Origin of the sequence: Lentzea sp. HUAS TT2, assembly GCF_051853195.1 — a bacterium.
GTDB lineage: Bacteria > Actinomycetota > Actinomycetes > Mycobacteriales > Pseudonocardiaceae > Lentzea.
Genome location: NZ_CP196667.1, coordinates 4,233,511 through 4,259,149, shown reverse-complemented (window position 1 = coordinate 4,259,149; position 25,639 = coordinate 4,233,511). Strand labels below are relative to the sequence as shown.

20 protein-coding genes are annotated in these 25,639 nt (G+C 69.8%); 10 read left to right on the top strand and 10 right to left on the bottom strand.

The window, feature by feature from the left end:
• Positions 1-2 precede the first annotated feature (2 nt).
• The 3 genes from ACSHWB_RS21410 to ACSHWB_RS21400 are packed head-to-tail and all read left to right on the top strand — an operon-like array spanning position 3 to position 6,236.
• On the top strand, positions 3-1,403 hold the full coding sequence (locus tag ACSHWB_RS21410) for a TIGR02677 family protein (protein WP_439663769.1): 1,401 nt from the start codon (positions 3-5) through the stop codon (positions 1,401-1,403).
• Positions 1,400-2,473, top strand: a complete 1,074-nt coding sequence (locus ACSHWB_RS21405) for a TIGR02678 family protein (protein WP_439663768.1) — start codon at positions 1,400-1,402, stop codon at positions 2,471-2,473. Before ACSHWB_RS21410 ends, ACSHWB_RS21405 begins: the two co-directional genes overlap by 4 nt.
• Complete coding sequence (locus ACSHWB_RS21400; protein ID WP_439663767.1) at positions 2,466-6,236, top strand: SbcC/MukB-like Walker B domain-containing protein; 3,771 nt, start codon at positions 2,466-2,468, stop codon at positions 6,234-6,236. The genes ACSHWB_RS21405 and ACSHWB_RS21400 overlap by 8 nt, the downstream gene beginning before the upstream one ends.
• A gap of 17 nt (positions 6,237-6,253) precedes the next feature.
• On the opposite strand, the gene ACSHWB_RS21395 is transcribed toward ACSHWB_RS21400, so the two are convergent.
• A complete protein-coding gene (locus ACSHWB_RS21395; RefSeq protein WP_439663766.1) occupies positions 6,254-7,402 on the bottom strand; it encodes an exonuclease domain-containing protein in 1,149 nt (382 codons plus the stop codon).
• Positions 7,403-7,434: 32 nt separating this feature from the next.
• Complete coding sequence (locus ACSHWB_RS21390) at positions 7,435-9,717, bottom strand: LuxR C-terminal-related transcriptional regulator (protein WP_439663765.1); 2,283 nt, start codon at positions 9,715-9,717, stop codon at positions 7,435-7,437.
• 84 nt (positions 9,718-9,801) lie between these two features.
• On the opposite strand from ACSHWB_RS21390, the gene ACSHWB_RS21385 reads away from it, so the two are divergent.
• Positions 9,802-10,854, top strand: coding sequence for a cytochrome P450 family protein (locus tag ACSHWB_RS21385; RefSeq protein WP_439663764.1), 1,053 nt, complete (start codon positions 9,802-9,804; stop codon positions 10,852-10,854).
• Here ACSHWB_RS21385 and ACSHWB_RS21380 read toward each other — a convergent pair.
• The 3 genes from ACSHWB_RS21380 to folP are packed head-to-tail and all read right to left on the bottom strand — an operon-like array spanning position 10,811 to position 12,921.
• Positions 10,811-11,095, bottom strand: a complete 285-nt coding sequence (locus tag ACSHWB_RS21380; RefSeq protein WP_439663763.1) for a hypothetical protein — start codon at positions 11,093-11,095, stop codon at positions 10,811-10,813. The two genes, ACSHWB_RS21385 and ACSHWB_RS21380, sit on opposite strands and share 44 nt — an antisense overlap.
• Before the next feature lie 48 nt (positions 11,096-11,143).
• Complete coding sequence (locus ACSHWB_RS21375; protein ID WP_439663762.1) at positions 11,144-12,082, bottom strand: hypothetical protein; 939 nt, start codon at positions 12,080-12,082, stop codon at positions 11,144-11,146.
• 14 nt (positions 12,083-12,096) lie between these two features.
• Positions 12,097-12,921, bottom strand: a complete 825-nt coding sequence (folP, locus tag ACSHWB_RS21370) for a dihydropteroate synthase (protein ID WP_439663761.1) — start codon at positions 12,919-12,921, stop codon at positions 12,097-12,099.
• Between the two features lie 62 nt (positions 12,922-12,983).
• Here folP and ACSHWB_RS21365 point away from each other — a divergent pair, with 62 nt between their 5' ends.
• The 3 genes from ACSHWB_RS21365 to ACSHWB_RS21355 all read left to right on the top strand — a co-directional run bounded on the left by ACSHWB_RS21365 (position 12,984) and on the right by ACSHWB_RS21355 (position 14,960).
• Positions 12,984-14,048, top strand: a complete 1,065-nt coding sequence (locus ACSHWB_RS21365) for a DUF2786 domain-containing protein (RefSeq protein WP_439663760.1) — start codon at positions 12,984-12,986, stop codon at positions 14,046-14,048.
• 94 nt (positions 14,049-14,142) lie between these two features.
• Positions 14,143-14,625 carry a hypothetical protein gene (locus tag ACSHWB_RS21360; RefSeq protein WP_439663759.1) on the top strand — a complete coding sequence of 161 codons (483 nt, stop codon included), beginning with the start codon at positions 14,143-14,145 and terminating at the stop codon, positions 14,623-14,625.
• A gap of 62 nt (positions 14,626-14,687) precedes the next feature.
• Entirely contained in the window at positions 14,688-14,960 is a 273-nt protein-coding gene (locus ACSHWB_RS21355; protein WP_439663758.1) for a GlsB/YeaQ/YmgE family stress response membrane protein, read from the top strand.
• A gap of 31 nt (positions 14,961-14,991) precedes the next feature.
• Here ACSHWB_RS21355 and ACSHWB_RS21350 read toward each other — a convergent pair whose 3' ends face one another.
• Positions 14,992-15,252, bottom strand: coding sequence for a hypothetical protein (locus tag ACSHWB_RS21350; protein ID WP_439663757.1), 261 nt, complete (start codon positions 15,250-15,252; stop codon positions 14,992-14,994).
• Between the two features lie 213 nt (positions 15,253-15,465).
• On the opposite strand from ACSHWB_RS21350, the gene ACSHWB_RS21345 reads away from it, so the two are divergent.
• Positions 15,466-17,649, top strand: coding sequence for an esterase-like activity of phytase family protein (locus ACSHWB_RS21345; protein WP_439663756.1), 2,184 nt, complete (start codon positions 15,466-15,468; stop codon positions 17,647-17,649).
• 1 nt (position 17,650) lies between these two features.
• Here the strand turns inward: ACSHWB_RS21345 and ACSHWB_RS21340 are convergent, their stop codons facing one another.
• Both ACSHWB_RS21340 and ACSHWB_RS21335 read right to left on the bottom strand, forming a co-directional pair.
• Entirely contained in the window at positions 17,651-18,478 is an 828-nt protein-coding gene (locus ACSHWB_RS21340; RefSeq protein WP_439663755.1) for an SWIM zinc finger family protein, read from the bottom strand.
• Positions 18,471-21,449, bottom strand: coding sequence for a DEAD/DEAH box helicase (locus tag ACSHWB_RS21335; RefSeq protein WP_439663754.1), 2,979 nt, complete (start codon positions 21,447-21,449; stop codon positions 18,471-18,473). The genes ACSHWB_RS21340 and ACSHWB_RS21335 overlap by 8 nt, the downstream gene beginning before the upstream one ends.
• A gap of 30 nt (positions 21,450-21,479) precedes the next feature.
• On the opposite strand from ACSHWB_RS21335, the gene ACSHWB_RS21330 reads away from it, so the two are divergent.
• Positions 21,480-22,946 carry an aromatic amino acid ammonia-lyase gene (locus tag ACSHWB_RS21330; RefSeq protein WP_439663753.1) on the top strand — a complete coding sequence of 489 codons (1,467 nt, stop codon included), beginning with the start codon at positions 21,480-21,482 and terminating at the stop codon, positions 22,944-22,946.
• 83 nt (positions 22,947-23,029) lie between these two features.
• The gene (locus tag ACSHWB_RS21325; RefSeq protein WP_439663752.1) at positions 23,030-24,028 is read left to right on the top strand and encodes a zinc-binding dehydrogenase; all 999 of its coding nucleotides are present in this window, start codon (positions 23,030-23,032) and stop codon (positions 24,026-24,028) included.
• A 207-nt stretch (positions 24,029-24,235) separates the two neighbouring features.
• Here ACSHWB_RS21325 and ACSHWB_RS21320 read toward each other — a convergent pair whose 3' ends face one another.
• Both ACSHWB_RS21320 and ACSHWB_RS21315 read right to left on the bottom strand, forming a co-directional pair.
• Complete coding sequence (locus tag ACSHWB_RS21320; RefSeq protein WP_439663751.1) at positions 24,236-24,520, bottom strand: MoaD/ThiS family protein; 285 nt, start codon at positions 24,518-24,520, stop codon at positions 24,236-24,238.
• Positions 24,517-25,596 carry a WD40/YVTN/BNR-like repeat-containing protein gene (locus ACSHWB_RS21315; RefSeq protein ID WP_439663750.1) on the bottom strand — a complete coding sequence of 360 codons (1,080 nt, stop codon included), beginning with the start codon at positions 25,594-25,596 and terminating at the stop codon, positions 24,517-24,519. The genes ACSHWB_RS21320 and ACSHWB_RS21315 overlap by 4 nt, the downstream gene beginning before the upstream one ends.
• Between the last annotated feature and the right edge of the window lie 43 nt (positions 25,597-25,639).

Below are 25,639 nucleotides of genomic sequence, written 5' to 3'. Positions count from 1 at the left end.
AGGTGACGACGTTTCCACCGGTGCCCGCGGACCTGTTCCGCTTCACCACGACCGACCAGGCGGAGCTGCACATCGCGGTCCTGCGCGTGTTCGGGGTGGCGAACGAGTGCCTGCAGACCGTCCTCACAGCCGATGACGTGCAGCAACGACTCCGCCAGGTCGGCTGGTCCGAGCAGGTGACGGACGACGACCTCCAAGCGTCCCTCAACGCGCTCCGTCAGTGGGGTCTGCTCGACGCCTCGCAGCTCCGGTACGGCCTCACCCAGTTCGGCGAGGCCGCGTACGCCGGCATCCAGCACGCCGCCCACACCCTCACGAGCAACGGCGCGCTGCAGACCGCCGTGCTCGACGCCATCGCGGCCCACCTCGACGAGCTGGGCAAGCCGCTGGACGACCGCGCGGCGTTCACAACCCTCATGCAACTCGAGGCCCACCTCGAAGCCTTCAAAGCAGGCACGACGCGGTTCAACGCCGACCTGCAAAGACTCCTGAGGGACGAAGACGCCGACCTGGCCACGTTCCAGGACGTCAAGCGCACGACGATCACCTACCTGCGCGACTTCATCGCGGACTTGGACGCGCGCAAGCACCGAATCCGCGAGTCCATAGCGGCCATCGACCAAGCTGACCTGCACGAACGCGCGCGCAACGGTGCCGGGCTCGTCCACGACCACTGGTTGCAGCAGCGGAAGGAGCAGTGGAGCAGCCTCAAGAGCTGGTTCCACGACAACCCGCCGCGCGTCGAGGAGCTGCAGGACGTGTCGCGCAAGGCGATCGTGCAGCTGCTGCGCGTGCTCGACCGGATCAGCGAGCAGCGCAAGAAGCCGACGAACACGGCCGCGGACTTCCGGGCGCTCGCGCACTGGTTCGCGAGGACCGAGACCGAGGACGAGGCGCACGAGCTGTTCAACGCCGCGTTCGGGCTGTGGCCCGCCCGGCACGCGCATCTCGCGCACGCGGACGGTGAGCTGATGCCGAGCGCCGAGGCCTGGCACAACACGCCGCCGGTGCCCGTGTCGCCGCAGCTGCGCGCCACCGGCAAGCAGGAGCACATCGGCAGCACCGGCAAGGTCCGCAACGTCGACGAGGTGCGCCGCAACCGCCGTGAGCAGGCGCAGCGGGAACGTGAGGAGCTCGAGTACGCCTGGTCGCAGATCCAGACGGACGGCGCGATCCGGATCTCCACGCTCACCAACCTCGACCACGACACGTTCCACCGGCTGATCGACCTGGTCGGCAGGGCGCTGGGCAGCGACCCGGACAGCACGGGCACGCGCACGGCCGGCACCAGCGACGGCCGGATGCAGATCAACCTGCGCAACGCCCGCGGCTGGGCGACCATGACCACCCAGAAGGGCACTTTGAGCGGGCCCGACTACGTGATCGACGTGCAGAGCCGATGAGCCGCACGGGGAACCAGCTCGCACGGCTGGAGAGCGAAGAGGTGGCGCGTGGCGTTCGCATGCTGCTCGCGCGGCCGTTGCTCACTGCGGCGCAGGACCACGACGGCTTCGACCTCATCAGAAGGCGCCGCGAACCGATCGTGAAGTGGTTCGACTACTACTGCGGCTGGCGCGTGCACGTCGAGCCACGCGCCGGATACGCGCGTCTGTTCAAAGTCACGCAACGGCCTGACCGCACACGACCGGCGTTCGACCGGAGGCGGTACATCCTGCTGTGTCTCGTGTGCGCGGAACTGCTGACCACGCCGACGACGACGCTCGACGAGCTGACGGCGCGCACGAAGCAGGCGGCCACTGACGGCATCCAGTTCGACCCGGCCAGGCGCAGCGACCGCAACGCGTTCAACGACGTGCTGACGTTCCTCGAAGAACACGGCGCGGTCGAGGTGAACGAGCAGGTCCGCGCGGATCCGACGCTCATCACGCGCCTGCTGGCCGCACCGGTCCCGCCCTCCACAGTGGACACGATCGCGGACCTCACCCGCGAGACCCGCTACGACAACACGCACCGCAGCCTGTGGCAACGGCACTCGGTGATGCGCAGGCTCATCGACGATCCCGTGGTGTACAAGGACGATCTGACCGCTAGCCAGCTCGCGTTCCTGACCTCACCGGCCGGCCGCAAGGTCGTCCAGACGGGCATCGGGCTCGCCGGCTGCACGCTGGAGGAGCGCAAAGAGGGGTATGTCGTGGTGGACGCCGACGCGATCGCCACGGACACGAGATTTCCGGACGACGACAGCAACGCGAAGGTCGCCGCGTTGTTGTTGCTCGACCGGTTGGCACAGGGTCCGGCCACCACGGAGGACCTGGTCGAGGAATCACGCGAGCTGCTCACGAAATTCCGCACCTGGGCGAAGGCCTACCAGTCGGACGGTGGCGCGGGCAGACTCGCGGCGGACGGGCTCGAACTGCTCGAAGCGTTCGGGCTCGCACGCACGGAGAACGGCACCGTTCACAGGCTGCCCGCCGCAGCCAGGTACGCGGTCGAGGAGCAGCAACATGGCTGACCGGTGGCAACCGAGCCGCGCCGGCATCATCAACGTCTGGCGCTACTACGACGAGATCTTCTCGTTCTACCAGGGCAGGCTGCTGCTCAGAGGACCCAACGGCACGGGCAAGTCGAAAGCGCTCGAGCTGCTGCTGCCGTACCTGTTCGACGCAAACCTGCGCCCGCACCGGCTGTCGACGTTCGGCAGCGCGGACCGCACGATGCACTGGAACCTCATGGGCGAGGGCAACCAGGGCAGCACGCGCGTCGGGTACGTGTGGCTGGAGTTCCAGCACGGCGAGCAGTGGTTCACGTGCGGTGCGCGGCTTCAGGCCACCACGAACACGTCGAACGTCATCGCCACGTACTTCACGACGTCGCTCAGGGTCGGTGACCTGGCGCTGGTGAACGAGGCCGGGCGCCCGTTGACCAAGAATGATCTCGTTGCGGCGATTGGTGATTACGGCGTCGTGCACGCCACGCCGGCCGATTACCGCCACACGGTGCGGACGACGTTGTTCCCGGGTGTGAGCGAGCAGCGGTACGACTCGCTGATCACCGCGTTGCTGCAGCTGCGCACGCCGAAGCTGTCCGAACGGCTCGACCCGAGCGTGCTGTCCTCGTTGCTGTCCAAGGCACTTCCGCCGCTGGACCAGTCCGATCTCACCGAGATCGCCGAGGGGTTCGAACGGCTCGACCGCCGGCGCGAGGAGCTGCGGCGGCTCGACGAGAACATCACCACCGCCGAACGACTCGCGGACGTGCAGCGCGCCTACGCCCAGCGCGTTCTCGGGGTGGCCGCGAACGCGCTGGAGTCGTCGACCGAGCAGCTCGAGGACCTGACGCGGGCCGCGCGGATGAGCGAACGGCGCTACCAGCGCCAGATCACGCTGACCGACGAGGCGTTCGACCAGCTCGCGGCGCTGGGACGCGAGGCGAGCGCGGTCGACGCGGAGATTTCCGGCATCTCCGACCTGCCCGCGTACCAGGAGGGCAAGCAGCTCGACCTGTTGCGGCAGCAGCTCTCCGCCGCGAACCTGCGTGCCGCGGAAGCCTCTGCGCACGCCACGAAGCTGCGCGCCCGTGCCGTCGCCGACGACGAACTGGCGGAGCAGGCCAAGACCGAGGCGGCCGCGCGCGCCGACGAGCTGCGCCGTTCCGCCGTGCAGGCAAGGGAAGCGGCCGAGCGGGCCGGCATGCCGTCGGTGTTCGAGGAGATCGAGTCGGACCCCGACGTGCGGGCGGGACGTCGGCTGCTCACGGCCGCTGTCGATTCCCGGTCCGCCGAGATCGGTTCGATCATGCGTGCCGTGGCCGCGCACGAGAGAGCTGTCGACGCACGCAACGCCGCACGCCAACGGCTTGAGGAAACCCGTGACGAGCTCGACCTCGCCACGGAGGCGGAAGCTGCGGCTCAGCAGACGTTCGAGCAGGCGTTCGCGAAGTTCCGCGCGGACTTCGACACGTGGGCGCACGGCTGCTCCGAGCTGAGCGTGTCCGAGAACAGCGAGGTCGTCGAGGCCTCCGCACGCGCTCGCGAGGAGTTCAGCCGCATCGAGGCGCGCCTGGAGGAGACGCGCACGGCGTTGAACGGCCAGCTCTCGCAGTACAACGCCATCCGCGAAAAGCTCGCCAACCAGGTCGACGTGCCGCCGCCCGCGCCGTACACGCGCGCCGACGACTTCCGCTCTTCCGCCGCAGGCGCCCCTCTGTGGCGTCTGGTCGACTTCCGCCCCGGTACGCCGGCGTCCGTCTGCGGCGCGGTCGAGGCAGCGCTGGAGGCGTCGGGCCTGCTGGACGCGTGGATCACGCCGGACAACTCGTTCGGCCTGCCCGACCAGGACCGCTTCGTGGAGCCGTCGCTGGCCCCTCCCGCCCCCGGCTACACGCTGCTGGAGGTGCTCGTCACCGAGGACGAGCGCTGCCACCGCCTCCTGGAGAGCATCGCATTCGGCGAAACGGCCACCGGCCACGCCGTCGCGATCGGCGCGGACGGGACGTGGCGCCTGGCCAACGCGCACGGCCGCTGGACCAAGGCCTTCCCCACCTACATCGGCACGGACGCCCGCAAACGCGCCCGCGCGGGCAGGATCGCCGAGCTCACCGGCCTGATCGAACAGCTGGCCACGGATCTGTCCGGTGTGGACGCCGCGCTGAACCAGATCGCCGTGCGCCGCGCGACCCTGGCAGGCGAACTGGCCAGGCAGCCCTCGACCGACCCGATCGAGATCGCCGAGGAACAGCGCACCAAGGCCCAGCTGCGTTGCGCGGCAAGGAAAGACGCCGTAGCGGCCGCGACGCAACGGGTCTCCGTCGCCGAGGCCGCCATGGCCCAGCACGCGACCGCTGATCTCCCGGACGTGGAGGCGCTGGCGGCGTTCGGCACCGCGACCCACCGCTGGCTGGACGACCGCCACGACGCGTCCGCCGCCGAGAAGCTGTCGGTCGACGCCGGCAGCCGCGCCCTGCTGAGCAGCGCCCTGGCCGACGAGGCCGAGGAGACGACGGCCGCCCGCCAGCAGGAAGCAGCCGACCTCGCCATCACGCTGGAGACCGTGGAACGTTCCGCGGGCTCCGAGTTCCAGGCCCTGGACCAGCAGCTGATCGCGTTGCGCACCAAGGCACTCGAACTGGCAGAGCAACGCGAACTGCTGCAAGACAAGCAAACGGGCCTAGCGCGCACACTCGGCACGTTGGAGGAGAAGCGCAAGGTCGACACCGCACGCGCCGCAGAAGCCGCCGTCGTGCACGAGGCAGCCGAAGCGCGCCACCGCCACCTGACCAGCGGCCACCTGCCCGCAGACGCCGGCGAGGTCCCCGACGGCCCGGTCGACCCGCGCCTGATCCGCGACTACGAGGCACGTCTGAGCCGAACCGTGCACGAAGCGCAACAACAACTAGCGGGCCGCATCGACCTGTCACTGGACCCAGACGACGACGTCACGATCCTGACCGCAACGCTGGACGGCACGCGCATGGGCGCACACGCCCTCCTTCACGCTCTGCAGGCCGAACGCGCGCGCATGCGCACCCACATCACCGACGGCGAACGCGACCTCTTCGACCAGACCCTCACCGGCGACACCCGAAGGCACATCGCCCAACGCATCCAGGGCGCCTCCGAGCTGGTCGGCACCATGAACCAACGCCTGGAGCGCGTCCAAACCGCCTCCGGCATCCGCGTGCAACTCGACTGGCAGGTAGACCCCCAACTACCCCCAGGCACCCGCGAGGCCCGCGACCTCCTGCTGCGTTCAGACCTGAACGACGACGAACGCGAGTCACTGCACCAGTTCTTCCGCGAGCGCGTAGAGGAAGCACGCGCCCACGACTCCGCCACGGGCTGGGAACAACAACTCGCCCAGGTCCTCGACTACACGACATGGCACCAGTTCGTCGTGAAGGTGGACCGAGGCGAAGGCTGGGTCCCGGTCACCAAACGCGTGCACGGCGCGTTGTCCGGCGGTGAGAAGGCCATCGTGCTGCACCTCCCGCTGTTCGCCGCGGCGGCCGCGCACTACCACGCGACCCCGACCGCACCGCGTCTGATCCTGCTGGACGAGGTCTTCGTCGGCGTCGACGCCACCAACCGCGGCCAGCTGCTGGAACTGCTGGTCAACTTCGACCTGGACCTGGTGCTCACGTCGGACCACGAGTGGTGCGACTACCGGGAGCTGACGGGCATCGCCATCCACCAGCTCACCACGGGCACCGATGGCGATGACGCCGTGACGACCGTGCGGTTCACGTGGGACGGACACAGCCTCACGGCCGATGACTAGACCTCCGCGTTCCTGGATCAGCCCTGCGAGCCGCTCAGCTGACCGAGCAGACCCGCGAACAGATCCTCGGACACCACCGGAATCCCGTATGTGCGCGCCTTGTCCGCCTTGCCCGACATGGAGTCCGGGTCCGCCGCGATCACCACGGCGGTCCGCTTCGTCACGCCTGCTTTCACGGTGAGCCCGGCGGACAGCGCCCGGCTCTCCCACACGTCGCGGCCCTCGCGCATCTGGCCGGTGAACACGACGAGGTCGCCCAGCGAGAGCCGGACCGGCCTGCGCAGCGCGTCGCCGACATCCACTCCGAGCAACGACGCGACCAGCCGCAGGTCCGCCTCCTCGTCCGAGGTCACCCGGCCGTCCTCCCACGCGGCGTCGGCGAGCGCGGCGAGGTAGCCGCGGTGCAGCTCCATCACCTGCGGCAGGCCCAGATCGAGCGCACGAGCAACTTCGAGAAGTTCTTCCTGTTCCTCCAGGGTCAGGTGCCGGTCGACCAGGGCCCGGTCGAGCACGTCGAGGTACTCGTCGCCTGACGCGGTCTCCACGCGCGGCAGCAGCCGCACGAGTTTCGCCAGGAAGTGCTGTTCGGCTCCGTGGGAATGGCTGCGTTGCACGGCGAACGCGTTCAAGGTGCGCGGCACCGTCAACCGCACCGGCTCCACGTCCTCGACCCGGTCCAGGCAACGCGCCAGCAGCCCCGCGGATGCCCGCGCGTCGTGCAGCGCGGAGTGTGCGGTGCCCATCGGCACGCCGGCCACCTCGCAACACGCGGCGAGCGACCGCGACGAGGCACCGAGGTACCGGCCCGCGAGATCCATCGTGCAATGCCCGTCCGCGAAGAGCTCGTGGCCGAGCCTCGCGAACTCGGCCTGCAGGAACCGCAGGTCGAACGACAGGTTGTGCGCGACGAGCACCCGTCCCGACAGTCTCGCGGCGAGCTCACCGGCTATACCGGCGAACTCGGGCGCGCGCCGGGCGTCCGCGGCGCTGATGCCGTGCACGTGCTGGGCGCCGAGATCGCGGCGCGGGTTGACCAGCGTGCACCACTCGTCCACCCGACGGCCGGACGCGTCGAGGTGAACTACGGCGACCTCTATCACCCGGTGGTGCTGACCAGGTGAAAGTCCGGTGGTCTCGACGTCGACGACCGCGTACCCGTTGCTCATGCCGGACCTGTCGTTCGGACCCGTGCCGAGCGTTATCCCCTGCCGCCGAGGTCATCCGTAAGGACCAACGCGAGCTCACCGCGGGTCGTGATCCCGAGCTTCGCGTAGGCGTTGGAGAGGTGGTTGTCGACAGTCCGCACGGAGATCACCAACGACTCGGCGATCTCCCGGTTCGTGAGCCCCCGCGCAGCCAGCACGGCAACCTCGCGCTCCCGCCGGGTGAGCGGTTCCAGCGCCACCCGAGCCAACGCGGGCGTGCGCGCGCCCTCGCACAACCCGATCAACCGCCCGGCCAGCACCCGATTGCCCGAAGCGGCGGCGGCTTCGGCTGCGAACAGCATGTACCCGGCCTCCGAGAACCGCGCCGCCACTTCCTCCAACGCTGTGGAGTCGTTACGCACCAACGCCTCCGCATGCGCGGCGTACACCGGCACCAGCAACCCGGTAGTCGTGACAGCGAGCTCCCGCAGCCGTTCAAGAGCATCGGCAGCGTGCCCGAGCCGCACCGCCTCGTGCAGGAACACGGCCTCGGCGGCGAACTCGGTGTGCGCCCTGGCGTCCGCAGCGGCCTCGAACGGCGACGTCCCGCCCGCCCAGATCCGCGCCTGCCAGAGCCCGATGCCGTACGGGCGCATCCCCGGCGGCGCCAGCGCTTCCGCCTCGGCGAGCAGTGCGCGGCCGTCGTTGCCCAGCAACGCCTCCACGTGGGCGAGCACGCAGAGCTTCATGAACGGCTGCGCAGGCCGTGCCTCCAGCAACAACCTCCTGGCTTCGAGCAGCCGCCCGCCCGCGCACGCCAGGCCGGCGCACGACACGGCCCAGCTCGACCGCATGGAGTCCCACTCGGCCTTCGCCTGATGCGCTTGCACGGCAAGACGTTCCGCATAGGCCAGTTCACCGTGCATCGAGTGCACGAACACCTCGGAGAACGCGTTCATCTCAGCGCTCAGCCCCACGTCGGGGTTCGGAGGGACGACCGGGAACGGTCCCGTGTACATGCCCTGCACCACGTCGATCATCGCGAGGATCGCCGCCTCGCCCGGATCGGAGTCCGAGAGCAGCGCACGGGCCTCGTCGTACCTGCCGGCGAAGTACAGGAACACGGCCCGTCCCACCGGCATGATGATCATCTCCGCCGCTTCCTCTGTGCGCCCGAGAGCCCAGCCGAGGTTCATCGCGCGCATGGTGCGGACCTCGATCGGGTCGTCATCGGTCGCGACCGATGCGAAGACCTCCTCTGCTTCCTCCGCACGATCCGTGAACACCAGCACGTACGCCAGCTGCCGTGCGGCCTCGACACCACCACCAACGGACCATGCGGCGCGTGCGAGCCGTTCTGCCAGAACAACACCACCAGTTGAACTGGCGAGATTCGCTGCCTTCAAAAGCAATGCGGGATCGTCTGCTGTACCACTGTCCAGACGCAACACAGCTACTCGCAACGGATCGTCGAGCACGGAAGCCAGATACCGCTGATGGTTGCGCTTGCGCAGAGGAGGGCACTGCGCGCGCAATACCTCGCCGTACAACGGATGCGCGAGCCTCAGCCCGTCCGACGTCACGGTCACAAGCCCGTCCAACGCCTCCGAAGCGGCCAGGTCCAGCGGTTCGCCGAACGCGAGCAGCTCCAGCACCCGCCGTTCCTCCGCGGGCACGGCGGCGAGGTGCGCCTCGATCAGTTCCACGAGCCGTGCGGACAACGGCAGCGGACCGTCCAACGACCACACACCGCCGTGCGACACCCACTGCGCGGCGAAGTGCATCTCTCGCAGCAGCAACATGTTTCCGGCCGACGCCGTCCACAGCCGTTCAGCCGTCGCGCTGTCCAGCACTCCGCCAAGCACGGTCTCCAGCACCTCGACCACCACCGCACGGCCGAGCGGCTCCAGTTCGATGCGCGGCAGCAGCTCGTCCTTCCACAGCGCCACAACCGACTCAGGCGCTCGTTCGCCCGAACGCAACGTCGCCACCACAACGGCTTCCCGGTGATGTACGAGCTGGTGCAAAAGTCCTGCTGACGCGTCATCGAGCAGATGAATGTCGTCGACCACCACGACGCGACCGCGCAACACGGTCCGTGCGGCGGTCAACATCGCCAACGGCGAGGGATCCACGGACGGCAGGAAGGGCGCCATCACCCCAAGTGGAATCTCCGACATCGCGGCGGTCGCACGCAACCGGACGTCACACCCGACCTCGTCCAACAGTCGTGTCTTGCCCACACCGGCGGGACCCGCCACGATCAGCCCGGCACCGCGCACCGCACGCCGGACCGCGGTGAGTTCGGCGTCCCTCCCCACGAACGGCCACCCCATCCGGTCAGGCTAGGTGATCCGCGCCGCCGAGTTGGGTGATCGCCTACTCATGCCCCTGAACAGCGCAAACGCCACGATGAGGGCATGAGTTACTTCACCGATCCGACCCCGTACTTCGACCGGTGGCGCGAGCAGGGACCCGCGCTGATCGAGACCCCGGACGGCCAGAGGTCGTGGATGATCGCCCGCCACGACGACGTCGTGCAGGCGCTCGGCCACCCCGGCCTCAGCAGCGCCATCATCCCCGGCGGCATGCTGAACCACACGGACCCACCGGAGCACACTCAGCTGCGCAAACCCGTCGCGCGCGCGTTCTCCACACGGCGGATGGAGGCGCTACGGCCACGCATCGAGGAGATCGCCAACGAGCTGCTGGACGCGTGGCAGGGCGCGGAGGAGGTGGACTTCATCGAGACGTTCGCCTATCCGCTGCCGATCACCGTCATCTGTGAACTCCTAGGTGTGCCCGAAGAGGACAGAGACGAGGTCCGGAAGCTGTCCGCGGAGCTGCTCGCGCCCGCGACGATGGCCGAGGCGTTCGGCAGGTTCGCCGCGTACGTGGAGCGCCTGCTGGCGACCAAGGAGCCCGGTGACGACGTCATCACCGAGCTCCGCGAGGAACCGAACCTCGTGATGAACCTTGTGTTGCTCATCACAGCAGGCCACGAGACGACCGTGCAGCTCATCGGCAACGGCCTCTTCGCCCTGCTGCGCGATCCCGCCCTGAAGCGGTCGCTGATCGACGATCCGATCATGATTCCGGAGGCCGTCGAGGAGTTCCTGCGCCTCGACGGGCCCCTGTCCACGGGGGTGGGTCGTGTCGCCACTTCCGACGTGGTGATCGGAGGGGTCACGATTCCGCGATCTTCGCAGGTCACCGTCTCACTTGGGGCGGCGAACCGGGATCCGTCCCGGTATTCCGACCCCGACGTGCTGCAGCTGGGCCGAGACCCACACGTCGCGTTCGGTCACGGGATCCACTACTGCGTGGGAGCGCGGCTGGCCCGTATGGAGGGCGAGATCGCGTTCGGAACGCTCCTGAGGCGTTTCCCGGAACTCGTGCTCGCCGCTGAGCCCGAGTGGCGGGAGTCATTCATCCGAGGCTTGGGATCATTTCGCGTTCGACCGAAGCCCTGACGGCGGCACGGGCCGCCGACAGGTCGTCGACAGCGTAAATCTCGGGGCAGGACGCGATGACGAGGTCCTTGTCCGACGCGACGGTCAGCAAAGAAACTTTCTCGGTCAACGACTTGGCTTGCCGGACAACTCCCTTGGCATCAACGCGGATCAGCGTGACCCACGTCTCTGACCAGGGAAAGTCCGCGACGGCGCTGGATTTACGCAGGCCTTCCACATCGAACTCGGCAAATCTGGGCATGACACCAAGATAACGAGTCGAGGTTGCGGAAAGTCAAAGATCACCCTTTCACCGCAATGCAGCCAGCAGATGGGACAGGTTGACACCTACGGCGTCCGCCAACCGGCGCACGACTTCTGGAGCGGGTGCCAACGGGTGTGTCTCGCGGGTGAACGGGAGGCCTTCACCGCCGGAAAACTTCGATTGCGGCGTAACGGGCGCGAGGATCGGGTAGACGCGCCAGCGCGGCACCTTCGAGTCCGCCATGGCGAGAGTGTTCTCGTGCCACAACATCACGGCCGATGACCGAATGTTGCGCGCGAGGACGCAGCCATGGCCCGTGAGCGTGATCGCGCGCGCAGCAGCCCGCACTGCGTTGCGGAACTCGCCCTCCACCACCCACACGCCGTTCATGAACTCCGCGGTGAAGCCCTCGGTCTCCAGGGCGGCGATCGTCTCGGCGTGCTGGTCGTCCGCTGCGGCCGTGGCCAGCTCGACCACCTCCTGCACCTCGGACGCCGTCACGACGCGCGCACCGGCCTCCGTGGAGGCGTACAGGAGCCTTTCCACGTGACGGTCCTCCGCGTAGGCAGCCCACTCCTGGGCCTTCTCCCAAGCAGACCGTGCGATGACATCAGCTTCGGAACCGCCACGCAGCCGTGCGTCCTGCAGCAGCTGTGCGAGCACCACGGCGATGACAGAGCTCAGCAGGGCGTCGTCATGTGACTGGTCGCCTTCGGGCACGAGAGAGACGACCAGGTCGCGCAGATCGGCACGCCAGCTCTCGTCGCCCGCCCACACGCCGATGGCGAGCAGGTTCAGGTAGTGGTCCGCGAGGGCCATCCGCACGAGCAACGGCTGCGTGCCCGCCTCCCGTGCGTCGCGGCGCGCGGTCACCTTCATCTGCTGTCGTTCCGCGGGATCCACCACGCTCACGCGGATCTTGTCGAGTTCGTCGAGGAAGTCGTCCCACCGGTCGTCCGAGAACCGGGCGAAGACGTCGTCCACCTGTTACCTCCAGCTCAGAGTCGAGCGACGGACTCGAGTACTCGTCTGGTGCGCGCCACCTCGTGCGCGCGAAAGACCGCGGCGCCCGCCAACGCCGCGATCACAGTCGCGACGAGGGTGCCCTCGACGCGCTCGTGCAGTTCCACGCCGAGGGTCTCCCCGACGAAGTCCTTGTTGGACAGAGCCATCAGCACGGGCCACCCGGTCGCCACCAGCTCGTCCGTGTGCCGCACCAGCGCGAGGCTGTGCCATGTGTTCTTGCCGAAGTCGTGTGTGGGGTCGATCAGCACGCTCTTGCGAGGCACACCGAGCGCGACCACCCTCTCCGCACGCGCCGTCGTCTCCGCGATGACGTCCGCGACGAGGTTCGGGTAACTAACCCTATGCGGACGCGTGCGGGGCCGCGCACCGCCCGTGTGCGAGCAGACGTAGCCGGCGCCGTACTCCGCGGCGACCTCGGCCAGCTGCGGGTCCGCGCCCGCCCACGTGTCGTTGAGCAGGTCGGCACCGGCCTCGCAGACGAGCCGGCCGACGTCCGCTCGCCACGTGTCGCTACTGATGATCAGGTCCGGGTAGGCGGCACGCACGCGGGCGATGAACGGCACGACGCGGCGCACCTCCTCGCCGGAGTCGACCAGATCGCCTGGGCCGGCCTTCACACCGCCGATGTCCACGATGTCCGCGCCCTCGTCCACGACGCGGTGCACGGCCTCCATGGCCACGTCCTCGGCGTAGGTGGCGCCCTTGTCGTAGAACGAGTCCGGGGTGCGGTTGATGATCGCCATCACCAGCGCGTGGTCGCGGACGACGGTCCGGCCGCGGAACTGGAGCTCGATCACATCCCGTGTCTACCAGGTGGTCCCCGACCTTCGCACATGGCGGACGTCTCATACTGCATGGCGTGGAACTGGTGAAAGCGGTCGACGCGCTCTGGCAGCGCGGATGGCTGCCGTACGACGTGCGCGAGATGGTGGCGCGTTCGCTCGATGAGTCTGCCGCCTCTCTCGTGGTGGACGTGATCGCTTTGTCCTGTTCGCCGCATGCGCCGACGACGGTGCATCCGCGGTGGCAGAGTCAGCTCGAGGAGATCGGCGCCTCGGTGTGGTGGGAGGGGCCACTCCTGGAGGCGTGGGCCACACGTCACATCGAGACGCAGGCCTATGCGAACCGCACGGCCGCCGAACTCTTGAAGTTCCTCGGGCGGATGCCGTCGTTGCCGCAGATCCTGCCGTTGCCGGGGGACGTGCTGATGTCGGCCGTGCGCGCGGGGCTCGACCCGAAGGTGCTCAACCGGGTGCGCGGGCTGCTCGCGAAGGCCGAGTCGACGGCGTTCCCCGAGGAGGCGGAAGCGCTGTCGGCCAAGGCGCAGGAGCTGATGAACCGGCACGCGCTGGAGCGGGCCATGCTCGACGCGGACCTGCCCGCGCAGGCGACGTCGCGGCGCATGTGGCTCGACAAGAGCTACTTCAAGGAGAAGGCGCAGCTCGTGCACGTGGTGTCGGAGGCGTTCCGGTCGCGTGCGGTGGCCTACGACGGGTTCGGGTTCATCGCGCTCGTGGGCGACGAGGTGGACTTGGAGAGCGTGGAGCTGCTGTCGACGTCTCTGCTCGTGCAGGCGACACGGGCGATGGTGGCGGTCGGTGGTCGGGCCGGGAAGGGTAGCGAGGCGCGCTCGCGGCCGTTCCGGAAGTCGTTCCTGGTGGCGTACGCGGCGCGGATCGGGGAGCGGCTGGAGGCCATGGCCGCGGCGCCGGCCCCGGAGGACGACCCGATCGTCTCGGACGAGCTGCTGCTGCCGGTGCTGGCCGATCGCAAGGTGGCCGTGGACACGTTGTTCGAGGAGATGTTCACGCGGACGCGCACCTCACGCGTGACGGTGCGTTCGGCCGCGGGGTGGGGCGCGGGGCGTGCGGCGGCGGACCGCGCGGACATCGGAAGCAGTCGACGGTCAGTGACCTCGGGCTGATCTCCCACCCCTTCGAGTGAACCCCCGGTCCACCAAGGCATCCCCGGGCCGTCCCAGCCGAAAACCGTCAGACCCCCTCCCTAACGTCGACCCCATGACATCCACCTTCCACAACGAGATCAAGCTCGGCGAGGTCAACTACCGGCTGAGCGCGACGACCGACTCCGATGAGTCGATGGTGCTCGACCTGCTGGGGTCGCTCGACTCCGGCGAGGTGGTCGCGGACGGCCGCCTCCGCCTGCCGGTCGAGGGCGGCACCACGATCGGCAAGCTCCTCGCCCGCGTCCTGAGCGCCCACACGCGGCTGCGCAGCCGCCCGTCCCGCCACGCGAACGCCAACCAGCCCTGGACCGAGTCCCTCGACACCGAGCTGCGCACCGTCTGGCTCAGTCCCTCCGCGCCGGGGACCCCGAACCTGATCAGGTCCCTGGCCGACGACATGCAGCGCTCCCCCACCGCGATCCGCGCCCGCCTGGCGAGGGTGGGCTGCGATCCGGACGTGCCGGGCCGCGAGCTCTCCGAGGCGGCCGCAGTCCTGCTAGGGGGAAAGTCAGGGACCTCTCAGGGAAAGACCTGATTCGTGCCGCCCACGCCCGGCGGACCCTGGAGTAGCAGGTACCAGAGTCTCAGGGGGCAACAGTGGAAATCGGCGGCTTGTTCACCGCGCTGCTCTTCGGCGCCATCATCGGCGGTCTGGGCCGTCTGGTGGTCCCGGGCAGGCAACACGTGTCGCTGCTCGCGACCATCCTCGTAGGCATCGCCGCCGCCCTGCTGGGCACCGCGGCCGCCACCGTCCTGGGCGTGGCCAACACCCCGGGAATCGACTGGATCGAACTGGCTCTGCAGGTAGGCCTCGCCGGCGCCGGCGTGACCGTGCTGGCCAACCGCTCCAGGCCGAAGATCCCCCGCTGACCCCAGGGCTCGGGCGGCCCCGCCCGCCCGCTCACCTCACGCGCCGCAGCCCGAGCAGCCCAGCCCTCCGCGCGCCCACAAGCCACCGCGCCCGGACCGCACGGCGTCCAACGGGCTCCGGCGCCTCACCGACCACGGCGAACAGCCGCCGTTCCCGGTTGCTGCCCGCGATCCGAGTCTGCGCTGCCCTCCCGCACCCGAACGTGCCGGAGCCCCAGCGCCCCAACGGATCCCGCGGCCCCGGCACACCATGCCCGTTGCCGGGCAACGACCTCCCAGCCCTTCTGCGCATCCGCGCCTCCCCCACCCCACGAACCTTCTCGACATTCCCCCACCGAAACGTCTCAGGCCGGCCACATCCCCCAGTGCGGCCGGCCTGGAAAGGAGGTCCCCGGCCACTGCCGTCCGGCCTGAACCAGAACCACCCCGGACGATCAGCGGACGTTCATCCGGCGTACCACTCGATCGGCCACAATGCGCGCCTCCGAGCTGTTGAGGAGGACCAGTGGTCCGGTTGTGCACAGGCCTGGTGGCCTTGGTGTTGCTCGTCTCCGCCGCGCCCGCCGAGGCGTCGGTGTCGTCGCGGTTCCAGCGCTTCGACACGATGCCGGTGTTCCGGAACAGCTCTGCCGCCGAGCACACGGCCGCCGAGATCGCGGCCGCCACCGCGGACGGCAGGCTGGTCGTCTACACCGACTCGCCCGCGCGCCGGATCGGGTTCGCCAAGGCGGGGCGGAAGCTCACGCCGGACGGTGTGCTGGCGATGCCCGGTGAGCCGACGTCCGTCGACATCATCGGCGGGCTCGCCCTGGTCGCGGTCAACACCTCGAAGTCGCACGCCGAGCCGTCGGGTGTGCTGGTGGTCGTGGACCTCGGCAAGCGCGCGGTCGTCGCCACGCACGAGCTGGGCGGGCAGCCGGACTCGATCGACATCTCCAAGGACGGCCGGTACGCGGCCATCGCGATCGAGAACGAGCGCGACGAGGACGTGAACGAAGGCGCGATCCCGCAGGCGCCTGCGGGGTATCTCACCATCGTCGACCTGGTCGGGCGCGGGCCGGCGGCGTGGCAGCTGCGCAAGGTCGAGCTGACCGGGATCGCGCAGGTCGCGCCGACCGACCCGGAGCCGGAGTACGTCAGCATCAACGGGCGCGACCAGGTCGCGGTGACGTTGCAGGAGAACAACCACATCGCGATCGTGGACCTGCGCTCGGGCAGGATCGTCAAGCACTTCTCGGCGGGCACGGCCACGGTCAAGGGCGTCGACACCGCGGACGACGGGAAGATCTCGCCGACCGAGACCATCACCGCCGCCCGTGAGCCGGACGCGGTCGCGTGGCTGGACGACCGCACGCTCGGCACCGCCGACGAGGGCGACTACCTCGGCGGCTCGCGCACCTGGACGATCTTCGACGCCGACAGCGGCGAGGTCGTGTTCTCCTCCGGCAGCGAACTCCAGCGGATCGCCATCGAGCAGGGCCAGTACCCGGACGGGAGGTCGGACAACAAGGGAGTCGAGCCGGAAGGTCTGGCCGTCGCCACGTTCGGTCGTGACAGGTACGCGTTCGTCGGCCTGGAACGCGCCAACCTCGTCGCGGTGTACGACGTGAACAACCCGCGCAAGCCGCGCTTCCTGCAGGCGCTGCCGACCGGTGTGGGGCCCGAGGGTCTGCTGCCGATTCCGGCGACCGGCACGCTCGTGGTCGCCGCGGAGGAGGACTCGGCGGGTGACGGCGTCCGCTCGTCGCTCAGCGGGTACCGCCTCACGCGCAAGCCGCTGGCGTTGTCGCTGGCGCACAACCAGGGCACGCCGTCGATCGTGTCGGACGGCATCGGGTTCGGTGCCCTGTCAGGGCTTTCCGGCATCCCGGGCAACCACCGCGATGTCGTGGCCGTGACGGACGCCGCCTACGACCCGACCCGGATCCTGACCATCGACACGGTGGCGGCGCCCGCGAAGGTCCGCGAGGAACTGACGCTGACCAAGGACGGCAAGCCGGTCGGCTACGACGGCGAAGGTGTTGCCGCACGCAAGGGAGGTGGCTACTGGATCGCAGTGGAGGGCGACGGCAAGCAGAAGCCGAACCTGCTCCTGGAAGTGGCCGCGAACGGCGCCGTGGTCAAGGAGATCCCGCTGCCCGAGGCGGTCGCGAAGACCGCTACCGGCAACGGGTTCGAGGGCGTCACCGTGATCGGCGGCGGCAGGTCGGAGCAGGTGTGGCTCGCCGTGCAGCGCGAGTGGAAGGCCGACAAGCCCGGCCAGGCCACGCTGGCGCGGTTCACGCCAGCGACCGGCGAGTGGGCGTTCGCCGCCTACCCGCTCGACGCACCGCAGGCGGGTGCGTGGATCGGCCTGTCGGAGGTCACCGCGCTGAACGACCGCACGCTGCTGATCCTGGAACGCGACAACCAGCGCGGTGAGGCGGCCAGGACGAAGAAGGTCTACCGGGTCGACATCGGCGGTGTGACGCCGGTGCCCGCGGGCGCCGAGAAGCCGTTGGTGTCCAAGAAGCTCGCCTCGGACCTCGTTCCGGTACTCCAGGCGGACGGCGCCGCCACGCACGACAAGCCGGAGGGTCTCGCCGTGGTCGGCAGCGGGCCGTTCCAGCGGCTGGTCGGCGTGGTGGACAACGACGGTCTGGACGATGCGCCTGGCGAGTCGGTGTTCCTGCGCCTCGGCCGGATCTGACCTAGTCAGTGGGCTTCAGCGACAGGTAGGCCGGGCGCAGCAGGTCTGCCAGTGACGACTTGCCGACGGTGATCGGCACGCCGTCGAGCTGGTCGAGCACCGCGTCCGTGCGCACCACGGCCGTGGGGTCGCCGAAGTGGAGGTTCGACGTGGTCTGCCGCTGCCAGAACGTGTCCAGGCACCTCGTGAGGGGCGGCGCCTCCTCGCGGACCACGGTGGACCGCACCGTGCCGCGCAGGGCGCGGAGCCGGTCGAGCAGGTCCTCACGGCCGCGGCCACGCCAGGCGAGGATCTCGAACGGATCCTTGTCGAACGACTCGGCCAGCAGGTAACAGGTGGCGGCGAGGTGCTTGCACGGCACCTCCCAGTCCGGGCAGCTGCAGTCCATCGTCAGCTCGCGCTGCGTCGCGGGGAAGAGCCGCAGCCCGAGCGAGGCGAACAGCGTCTCGATGTCCGCGGGCATCTCGCCGGCCAGCAGTTTGGCCGCGTACAGGGCCTTGCCGGCCAGTGCGTGCTCGATGCGCTGCCATTCCTGGCCGGTGAACGACTTGATCGCGATCCGCGTCTTGTACGGCGTGGGTCGCGAGCCCTGCACCAGGGCGATGACCATGCTCGTGGACAGCGACAACGACAGAACCTGGCCCTGACGCGCGTAGTTGCGCCCGCGGGTCAGCCTCCCTCCCATGCCGAACGACTCCAGCACCTCGATGAACCGGCGTGACCACCAGGTAGCGCCGATGTCGCCGCGCTTGCTCTGCGCCTTGAGACCGTTGTCCACCTTGATGGTCTTGCCGTAGCGGGGACGTTCGCCCGACCAGTGCTCACTCACCGATGGCCTCCCCGGACAACGTCAGCAGGTCCCGCAGCTGTGCGGTGGACAGGTCGGTGAGCCAGTTCTCGCCGGCGCCGACCACCAGCTGGGCCAGGGCGCGCTTCTCCTCGATCATGGCGTCGATGCGTTCCTCCAGCGTGCCGATGCAGACGAACTTGCGCACCTGCACGTTGCGTTTCTGGCCGATCCGGAACGCGCGGTCGGTCGCCTGGTCCTCGACCGCCGGGTTCCACCAGCGGTCCAGGTGGATCACGTGGTTGGCCGCGGTGAGGTTGAGGCCGGTACCGCCTGCCTTGAGCGACAACAGGAACAGCGACGGCCCCTTGCGGTCCTGGAAGCGTTCGACCATGCGGTCGCGGGACGCCTTGTTCGTGCCGCCGTGCAGGAACATCACCTCGGTGTCGAAGCGCGCGGCCAGGTAGGGCACGAGCATGCTGCCGAACTCGGTGAACTGCGTGAAGCACAACGCCTTGTCGCCCTCGGCGAGCACTTCCTCCAGCACCTCCTCCAGGCGCGCGAGCTTGCCGGAGCGGCCGGCGACGCGTGAGCCGTCGCCGAGGAAGTGGGCGGGGTGGTTGCAGACCTGCTTGAGCTTCGACATGGTCGCGAGCACCAGGCCCTTGCGGCCGATGCCTTCCTCCGCCTCCTCGATCCGCTCCAGCATGTCGTTGACGACGGCCTGGTAGAGCGAGGCCTGCTCGGTGGTGAGGTTGCAGAGCTGGCGCATCTCGACCTTGTCCGGCAGGTCGCTGATGATGCGCGGGTCGGTCTTCACGCGGCGCAGCACGAACGGGTTCGTGATCTTGCGCAGGCGGGCGGCGGCGTCCTGGTCGTTGTGGCGCTCCACCGGAACGGCGAACCGGGCGCGGAACGTGTTGACCGTGCCGAGCACGCCGGGGTTGGCGAAGTCCATGATCGACCAGAGCTCCGCCAGGCGGTTCTCGACGGGCGTGCCGGTCAGCGCGACGCGGTGCCGTGCCTTGAGCCGGCGCACGGCCTGGGACTGGCGGGTCGCGCTGTTCTTGATGTTCTGCGCCTCGTCGAGCACGACGCGGTCGAAGGTGAGGTCGCCCAACGCGTCGGCGTCGCGGGCGGCCAGCGCGTAGGTGGTCAGGATCAGGTCGTGGCTCTCCACGGCTTCCCGCAGCGCGTCGCCGTCGAGGCGGTCCGCGCCGTGGTGCACGTGCACCGAGAGTTCCGGGGTGAACCGCGCTGCCTCGCGTTGCCAGTTGCCGACGACCGACATCGGGCAGATCAGCAGCGTGGGCGGCCTCTTGCCGTGCGAGCGGTTCAACGCCTCCAGTGCCAGCAGCTGAACGGTCTTGCCGAGGCCCATGTCGTCGGCCAGGCACGCGCCCAGGCCGATCTTGTCGAGGAACGCGAGCCACGCCAGGCCGCGCTGCTGGTACGGACGCAGCTGCGCGAGGAAGTTCGCCGGTGGTTCAACGGGTTCGATCTGCTCGTCGGCCTTGCCGGACAGCAGGTCCCCGAGCCAGCCGTCGGCGTCCACCGACATCAGCGGGAGCGGGAGGCTCTCGTCCTCCTCGGTGAGTCCACTGTGGAGCATCACCTCGGCCGCGGTCATCTGCCCACCGCCGCGCTTGAGGAACGCGAGCCCGGCGGCGAGCCGCTTCTGGTCGACCTGCACCCACTGGCCGCGCACCTTGACCAGCGGCACCTTCGCCCTGGCCAGCTCGGCTAGCTCGGCGTCGGTCAGCGTGTCCTCACCCAGGGCGAGCTCCCACTTGTAGTCCACGATGGACTTCAAGCCGATCTCGCTCTCCTTGGCGACGGTGCCGGCCGTGCCGCGGCTCTTCGCCGTGAGCTTCAGGCCCAGCTTCGTCGTCTGCTGCCACCACGACGGCAGCAGTACGCCGAAGCCCGCCTGCGCCAGCACGGGCGCCGCGGTCAGGAACCGGTAGGCGCCCTCCGCGTCGACCTCCATCTCGGCGGGGTGCGAGCCGCGCAACGCCTCGTCCAGGTCGGGGTGCAGCTTGCTCGCGCGGCCGAGGTCGGCCAGCAGGTGCTCCTGCGGTGCCGGGATCCAGCGCCGCAGCACGCCGTCGTCGGCGAACCAGACCTGTTGTGCCGGCACGAGAACACTCGGCTCGTCGACGGCCTGCAGCAGGAACTCGACGGCCCACTCCTCGTCGTCGCGCTGCTCCGGCGAGCGCAGCCGGAAGCAGGTGCGCACGGGGCTCTCGTTGCCCGCGCTGTCCCGCCAGCGGTCCAGGTGCTCGCGCAGTTCGTAGAGCTCGACCGGGTCCGCGTCGAACGCGGGCTCGCCGGTGAGCGCGTCGAGCCACGACTCGGCCGTCGTCGCGCGGCCACGTCGTGCCGGGGCGAGCGCCGCGCCGTTCAAGCGGCTGCGCACCTGTTCGTCGACCGCGGTGGTGAGGGCCGCGCGCACGAGCTCGGCCGGGTCGCTCGCGATCTCCTCGCAACGGCAGGCGGGCGGCATCGCAGCCTGCAGCGCCGCGAACCGCGCCGAGTCCGTACCCGACAGCACCGGCACCCACCGCGCGACGGCCCGCTCCGGCGCGACCGAGGGCAGCACGCGGCCGCGGTCGACCAGGTCGGCGGCGAACCCGGCCACGTCGAACACGAACCGCGCCGAAGCGCTCATCCGCGTCTCCGCACCCAGGTCAGGGGTGCCGTCAAGCCTGATCGTGGGGACACCCCACTGCCGCAGCTGCACCTTGCCGCGTGGCGCCCGTCCCGCCGTCAACGGGTCGCGGACCAGCTCAGGAGAGGCCATCGGCCCTGACGAGAACGACGGCAGCAACAGCGTCCGCGTGGTCGTTTTGAGCGGTTCCAGCCCGAGCGCGGCGGCCAGCGACTCGGCCGACGCCGCGAACGGGTGCGGTGCGTCCCGTCGCCCGCTCTCACTGCGTGCGGGCAGCCCGGAGTCTTCGGCCCACAGCGCCAGGACGCCGTCGGTCGTGCACAGGCCATGCAGTACGAGCACGTCCGAACCCTATGTGCTCACATTGGCGCCATGGTCGAAGACTCCCCTGTCGTGCTGGACGGTCGCTCACTCAGCGCCGACGACGTGGTGCGCGTCGCGCGGTATCACTCCCCCGTGACCCTGCACGCCGACGGCGTCGCACGCCTCGAAGCATCGTGGGGCGCCAGCCAGCGGCTAGTGGTGCGACGACAGGTCTACGGCCGCACGACAGGTGTGGGCGCGAACCGCGACCAGATCGTCAGCACGGAGGGATGGGCCGAGCACGGTCTGCGCCTGCTGCGCAGCCACGCGGGCGGACTCGGCGGCATGCTCCCCGAGGAACAGGTGCGCGCCATGATGGTCGTGCGCCTCAACCAGCTCCTCGCGGGCGGCGCCGGCGTGCGCAGAGCCGTGGCCGACGCGCTGCTCGCCGCTCTGAACAGCAGCTGCTACCCCGGCGTCCACGAGTACGGTGCCATCGGCACGGGCGACCTCACCGCACTCGCCGAGACCGGCCTGACCCTGCTCGGCGAGCGCTACTGGCTCGGCTCCACGCAGACCCCGGACCCGATCGAGCTCGACTCTGGCGACGCGCTGGCGTTGATCAGCAGCAACGCCCTCACCATCGGCATGGCGGGCCTGGCCTGGCAGGACGCGCACCAGCTCCTGAAAGCCACCCACGTGGTCGCCGCGCTCTCGTTCCTCGCGGTCGACGGAGCCGTCGAGGCCTACGACGAACGCGTCCACCTCGGCCGCCCACATCCAGGTCAGGTGGCGGTGGCCGCCGAGATGCGCCGCCTGATCGGCGACCCGCCGCGCCCACCGGCACGCATCCAGGACCCGTTCGGCTACCGCTGCTTCCCGCAGATCCACGGCCCGGCCGTCGACGCCGCCACCGACCTGGCCCGCGTCCTGGACGTGGAGTTCAACGCCGCCGCCGAGAACCCGCTGATCGTCGCCGACCACTTCGGCCCGGACGACGACGCCGCGTACCACCACGGCGCCTTCCACAGCGCGTACCTCGGCCAGGCCCTCGACCGCCTGCGCCTGTCGATGCTGCACACCGGCCACATCTCGACCGCCCGCCTCGCGACGCTGGTCGAACCGAGCTTCACGGGCCTGCGCCCGTTCCTGGCGGAGGGCGTGCCCGGCAGCTCGGGCGTGATGATCCTCGAGTACAGCGCCAACTCCGCCCTGGCCGAGGTCCGCACCCTCGCCGAGCCGGCGAGCATCGGCAACGCCGTCGTCTCCCGCGGCCAGGAGGAGAACTCGAGCTTCGCCTTCCAGTCCGCCTCCCAGGCACTGCGCTCGCTGACCGCGTTCCGCCTGGTGCTCGCCTGTGAGGTGGTGGCCGCCGTCCGCGCTCTGCGACTGCGCGGCATCACACCCCGGACCCCGTCACTGCGCACCGCCTTCGAGGCAGCGGAGTCCAAGCTCAACCCGGACATGTCCGACCGCCAGCTCAGCCCGGACGTGGAGGTCGCCTCAGCACTCCTGGACGACTTCGCCTCCTGCTAGAGCACCGCTCCCCCCGTCCCGAAACAACCCTTGATCTCCACCAAGCTAGAGCTCTTACGGTGGGCCACAGCCAGGTTGTTCGAGTGGGGGATGTGGTTGTGATGCGTGCCGTCCGCGTGCACGAGTTCGGTGGCCCGGAGGCGCTCCGGCCGGAGGAGATCCCAGAGCCGGCAGCCGCCCCGGGACAAGTGGTGGTCGGCCTGGCAGCCTCCGACGTGATCTTCCTGGACACGCTGCTGCGCCGAGGCTGGGGCGGCGAGTACTTCCCGCTGACCCCGCCTTACGTGCCAGGCGGAGGCGGCGCGGGCCACGTGCTCTCAGTCGGCGAAGGCGTGGACCCGGCCTGGCTGGGCGAACACGTGACGGCCCGCGGCGCCGGCGGCTACGCGGAACAGATGGTTTTCGCGGCCGACGAGATCGTCCCGGTCCCGGACGGCCTGAGCTCGGCAGAGGCAGCGGCACTGGTCCACGACGGCGTGACCGCCCTGAACCTCGCCCGCCGCGTGAAGGTGGAAAAAGACGACTGGGTCCTGGTGGCAGCCGCCACCGGCGGCGCCGGCTCCCTGCTGGTCCAACTGCTGCGCGACGCCGGCGCCCGAGTGGTCGCCGCGGCCAGAGGCGACCGCAAGCTGGCACTGAGCCGCGACCTGGGCGCGACCCTGGCCGTCGACTACTCCCGCGCCGGCTGGCAACACGAGGTCCGCGAGGCAACGGGCGGCGTCAGCCTGGCCTTCGACGGCGCGGGAGGCCCGCTGGGCCAAGCGGTGTTCGAGACGGTGGCCACCGGCGGCCGCTTCGTCACCTACGGCACCTCGGACGGGTTCGCCGACATCGACCAGCAGGTAGCGGACCAGCGCCAGGTACAGGTGGACAACGTGCTCGCAGCCGGCCCGCCCGATCCGGCGACCGTGCGCGAACTCCTCACCGACGCACTCGCGCTCGCCGCGCAGGGCCGGATCCGCCCGGTGATCGGCGCGACGTTCCCGTTGGAGGAGGCCGAGAAGGCTCACCGGTCGCTCGAGGAACGCGCCACCCTCGGCAAGTCGCTCCTGCTGATCCAGCCGAGCCCGGTCGCCGGGTAGTGGCGGCTCGCCCTGCGCTCACCACTGCCGCGCGGACCCGCTGAGGTGCTGGTTGGCCGCCAACGCCGACCAACAGCGGCACTGCCAGCGGCAGCACAGCAAGGTGGCCAGACGAGGGCGGCAGTTGACCGCAAGCGGGAGTGCGGCCCGCCCCGCCGCTCGCCATCAACTACCCGTCGTCAGCCATCAGCTGTCTACTGCCTGAGATCAGCCTCCCGCCACCGACGGCAGGATCTGGATCTCGGCGCCTGCCGGGAGTGGCGTGTCCGGGCCGGCGAGGCGGCGGCACTCCTCGCCGTTGACGTAGAAGTTCACGTAGCGGCGGAGGGTCGCGCGTTCGTCGCGCAGGCGGCGGTCGAGGCCAGGGTAGGTGTCCGCGAGGACGTCGAGGGCCGCGCCCAGGGTGGCTGGGTCCGGCACTTCCACGTCCAGGTGGGCGGCGCCGTCGGTGGCCGTGCGCAGGACGCCTGGGATCAGGACCGTGACCTTCACGTCGGGACCACCGCTGCTCGGACCGACATCACGTCCGGGAGGTGGGCGGCCACGCGGTGCCAGGTCTCGCCCTCGTCCGGGCTGGCGTAGACCTCGCCTGAGCGGGAGCCGAAGTAGACGCCTGGGGTCGGAGCGTCGTCGGTGCACATGGCGTCGCGCATCACGGCGGACCAGAAGCTGTCGGGGAGGCCTGCGGACAGCGGTTGCCAGGTGGCGCCTGCGTCGCGGGAGCGGTAGACGCGGCACTTGCCCTCTGGTGGGAAGCGGCGGCCGTCCGCCTCGATCGGGAAGGTGAAGATCGTGTCCGGGTCGTGGGGGTGGACGACCATCGTGAAGCCGAAGTCGGTGGGGAGGCCGTCGGCGATGGACTGCCAGGTGTCGCCTCCGTCGTCGCTGCGGTACACGCCGTGGTGGTTCTGGGCGTAAAAACGTGAAGTCAGCGCGGGGTGTTGCGCGACCTTGTGGACGCATTGGCCGAACTCCGGCCACGGGTCCGGGAAGAAGTACGCCTTGATGCCCTTGTTGCGGGCCTCCCAGGACTTGCCGCCGTCCGCGGTGCGGTAGACGCCGCCGGTGGACATCGCCACCAGCATCCGGTCCGGGTCGACCGGGTCGGGCACGATCGTGTGGACGGCCTGGCCGCCGAAGCCCGCCTCCCACTCCGGGCGGTGCGGGTGGTTCCAGAGGCCCTCGACGAACTCGAACGAGCGGCCGCCGTCGGTCGACTTGAACAGCGCCGAGGGCTGGGTGCCCGCCCAGACGACGCCCGGCTGCGAGGCCGGTGCGGGCTGCAGCTGCCAGACGCGCTCCAGGGCCGCGTCGTCCACCGGGAACGAGATCGGTGGCGTGGAGGACTCCTCCCAGGTGGCGCCCAGGTCGTCCGAGATGGACACGCCGGGGCCGAAGTGCGGCGACGACACGCCGGCCATCAGGCGCAGGCCGGAGCGCGGGTCGAACGCGACCGCGTACACCTCCTGCATCGCGTGGTGCGGTCCGTCGACCTGCCACGAGACACGGTCCTCACTGCGGGCGAGCCACAGCCCCTTGCGCGTACCGATCGCCACGACCACCGTCATCGCAACGCCGCCTCCTAAGTCGGGAGATGTGATGCGGAGCACG

Excerpts from the sequence above, each read along its gene's own strand:
- ACSHWB_RS21330 (WP_439663753.1), top strand. The coding sequence starts at position 21,480 with ATGGTCGAAGACTCCCCTGTCGTGCTGGACGGTCGCTCACTCAGCGCC.
- ACSHWB_RS21315 (WP_439663750.1), bottom strand. The coding sequence starts at position 25,596 with ATGACGGTGGTCGTGGCGATCGGTACGCGCAAGGGGCTGTGGCTCGCC.
- ACSHWB_RS21395 (WP_439663766.1), bottom strand. The coding sequence starts at position 7,402 with ATGAGCAACGGGTACGCGGTCGTCGACGTCGAGACCACCGGACTTTCA.
- ACSHWB_RS21380 (WP_439663763.1), bottom strand. The coding sequence starts at position 11,095 with ATGCCCAGATTTGCCGAGTTCGATGTGGAAGGCCTGCGTAAATCCAGC.
- ACSHWB_RS21385 (WP_439663764.1), top strand. The coding sequence starts at position 9,802 with ATGAGTTACTTCACCGATCCGACCCCGTACTTCGACCGGTGGCGCGAG.
- ACSHWB_RS21390 (WP_439663765.1), bottom strand. The coding sequence starts at position 9,717 with ATGGGGTGGCCGTTCGTGGGGAGGGACGCCGAACTCACCGCGGTCCGG.
- ACSHWB_RS21405 (WP_439663768.1), top strand. The coding sequence starts at position 1,400 with ATGAGCCGCACGGGGAACCAGCTCGCACGGCTGGAGAGCGAAGAGGTG.
- ACSHWB_RS21360 (WP_439663759.1), top strand. The coding sequence starts at position 14,143 with ATGACATCCACCTTCCACAACGAGATCAAGCTCGGCGAGGTCAACTAC.
- ACSHWB_RS21400 (WP_439663767.1), top strand. The coding sequence starts at position 2,466 with ATGGCTGACCGGTGGCAACCGAGCCGCGCCGGCATCATCAACGTCTGG.
- ACSHWB_RS21350 (WP_439663757.1), bottom strand. The coding sequence starts at position 15,252 with ATGCGCAGAAGGGCTGGGAGGTCGTTGCCCGGCAACGGGCATGGTGTG.